Annotated in this window: 1 protein-coding gene; it reads left to right on the top strand. The window is 58.0% G+C overall.

The window, feature by feature from the left end:
• The coding region (locus ACYJ11_RS21230; protein ID WP_461649372.1) for a type IV secretory system conjugative DNA transfer family protein at positions 1-1,942 on the top strand (1,942 nt) is incomplete at its 5' end.
• Positions 1,943-2,888 lie beyond the last annotated feature (946 nt).

Here is a 2,888-nt window from a genome sequence, read left to right as displayed (position 1 = left end):
TATCTCAGTGGGGACACTGTTCGCTGACTTCACCGTGCCCGGCCTGTCGCTGCCGATGGTCTCGTACTCGACCACGGTGATCCTGTATGCCATCTCAATCGGTATCGTGTTCTCCGGGGAACTGCTTCGTCGAACCTCGCCGGAAATGCTCGCGATGAATCAGTGGGACCACGACGACGGGGAGTCTGTCGTCCCACTCGAAGAAGTCTCTCACGAACACGAAGAGGCCGAGATGCCGTTCACGCTCGACCAAGATGTCTCTACAGCCGTCGTGGGCGAGACCGGGTCAGGGAAGACGTCGATGATGAAGCTGCTAGCCTACCAGTTCCCGTACTACAGTAACACAGCGGTCATCGCCCACGACACCGGCGAGGACTTTCAAGCATTCTACGAGGAGTTGGGCTTCGACGTTCAGCGCATTCGGCACGAGGATAGCGACGTAGTCTGGAATCTGTTCAAGGACGCCGATTCGGAGTCGGACTTCCGCGAGGTCGCCGGCGCGATCTTCGGCGAAGCCGACGGCCACGACCCGTTCCACCGGCCCGCCAAACAGACCTTTGCGGAGATGCTGATGTACCTGCATCTTAGCGCACAAAAGAACAATCGCCGTCACGCGCTCTGCCACGCCGATATCGTCTCGCTGCTCAACGAGGGTCATATCGCGCTCAAGAAAGCCCTTGACGAGTTCGACCGGCTGGATTCTGGTCATATCGACCCTGACAAGGGGAAAGGTGCACAGAACGTCTACCAGACCATCAAGGAGAACGTTGACCCCGTCTTCACCGGCGACTTCGGGGACTACGGAGAGTTCTCCCTGCAAGAGTACATCGAGAACCCGGAAGGGCGAGTCCTCATCATCGACTCGAACCCGACGGAACTGGAAACGCTCGGACCGATGTATCAGCTGCTCGTAGACTGGTCGATCCGCTACGCGATGAACGCCTCGAATCCGACGGTCCACATCCTCGACGAGATTGACGCGCTGCCGGCACTTACTCAGGTGACGAATCTCACGGCCCGAGGCCGGAAACACAAGGCACGGGCATTGGTCGGCGTCCAGACAATCGGCCAGCTCAAGGACACATACAGTACAATATCTGGCATTGTCGGCAACTGCCCGCAGGGAGTCTACTTTGGTCCGGGAGACACTGAGTCGACGGACTTCATCCTCGACGAACTCGGCGAAAGCCGTCAGTATGATCGCTCCGAGATGGTCTCGATGAGCCACCAGGGGCGCGGTGAAAATCCACGAACGCAGGCTCGGGACACGTACAAAGAGAAGGACAAAACGCCGGTCACATCCGGCCTGCTCCGAGACTTCCAGCCCGGTGAGTGCGTTGCTGTCTCTCGGACGACGTGGGTCCACGGCCAGTCCTACGAACTAGACGACGTTCGCGATAGCCTCCCGGCACAGGGTGCGGAGTCGCCGGGCAGTTCGGAACCGGAACCCACTGAGGATGACACTGACATCGAGAGTGACAGCTGGTTCTCGTTCACTCGGGCCCGACTCGACGACGTACTCCGTGGGTCACTTGGTGAGACCGACGGCGATGAGTCCAGAGAGAGTGGCCCGGATCGTGACTCCGAAGTCGAGCCAACCGCCGACACGACAGACGGGTTGGGCGACGACGAGTCGACCGACCCACTCGACCAGACAGCAGCAAACACTGCCGTCACGTCTCCGGACACAGACCGCCCAGACCTATCAGATAAAGAAGGTAAGGACGACGGTGGCGATCACGACCAGCAGTCCGACGACAACACTGGGGGACTCTTCTCTGAGTCGGACCCAGATTCCAGCTTAGGTGGGACGGAATCTGACCAGCAGGAAGGCGGTGAATCACCCACTGAATCAGATGCAGAGGGAGACTCAAACGAGACTGAAGAGCGGGACGAAACTGAGTCAAAAGAGGAGGAGCGCGACGTATCTGAGTTCATGTAATCCGCCGTTGTGAACTCGTTCCCCTGTATAGAATATCTAATACTTTTGTGCTGTTCTGCGACTGTAATTCTCTCTACGCCGCCGGTAAGAGTGGATACCAAGAACGTCTATCTCCTATTCTATCAAATTTCGATACTTATCTTTATTTCTACTATTAAATCCTTGAAATCGCAATACGGCGGCGGTTTTCACCCGGTTTGAATCACCGGCAGTGAATCACCACCCCCCGACTGACACAAACCTAAATCGCAAGATGGCGGTCGAATTATTCACCGAAAACCGCCGATGTAAGACACTCTTTATCTTGTCCTTTGGAGATTCAGTCGTGAGGCGGGCTCTGGAAACAGCGATACATAAGAAATAGAATATAATTGCCGGTAACGAGCGACGGAACTCGGATAGAGTAAAGCCCGCCCACTCAGCCCCCGACCATAACTATTGGAGCACAGATATGTCCCGCCTCACTCCCCAGATTCCGACCGGGACTGCTCACGGTGAGCCAGCCCCACCGAGTGTCATGCGAGTCCACTGTGCCACGCACGTCGCCGGCCACGGATGTCCAGGGCCACGCCGATCACGACCACACGCGAACTGAGCCAGTGCTGGCAGACCCACGCTCGACCCTCGCTCGCTTCGCCCCTTCGTGGCGCACAACCCGACAGTCACCGGTCGGCGACCACACCACCTTGTCCGGAGCTTTGTATCCGATTCCCAACAAGTATAACGCGCCTTGTTTTCTCATCTTCACGATATCGTAATTTAGTGTGGCATTCAGCCGGGGAACCGCCGACTCTTGGCGGGGATCGCGCCCGCCACTGCAGGCACGATTGGACCGGCGTGAGGCGCGCGACCGCGCCGAGCGCAGCGCCCCGTCGTCCGAGTGAGCACCAGCGAACGAGGACACGACAGACGAGCATCGCGAGTCTGTCAGTGGCGTCGCGCGCTG

This window comes from Haloarcula sp. H-GB5 (assembly GCF_054850705.1).
Note: the sequence above shows the minus strand (reverse complement) of the source record. Positions and strands in the feature narration are given on the sequence as shown.